Below are 215 nucleotides of genomic sequence, written 5' to 3' on the forward strand. Positions count from 1 at the left end.
AAGGACACGAGTCCTTCATGGAAACTGGTAACACAGAGACATGAAGGGTCTCATCAATTCTTATCTTTGAAGTTAAGGAAAACTTACTTCAATAAATTGATTTGAACGGCGAAAGCCGTTTAGATACCATTTTATTGAGAGTTTGATCCTGGCTCAGGATGAACGCTGGCGGCGTGCTTAACACATGCAAGTCGAACGAGAATCAACGGATTGAG

Annotated in this window: 1 rRNA gene; it reads left to right on the plus strand. The window is 41.9% G+C overall.

What is annotated here, in order from left to right:
* Window positions 1–130 precede the first annotated feature (130 nt).
* Window positions 131–215, plus strand: a 16S ribosomal RNA gene (locus H9X86_RS12365); the annotation flags it as partial.

Origin of the sequence: Pseudoflavonifractor capillosus (genome assembly GCF_016902575.1) — a bacterium.
Lineage (GTDB): Bacteria > Bacillota > Clostridia > Oscillospirales > Oscillospiraceae > Enterenecus > Enterenecus capillosus_A.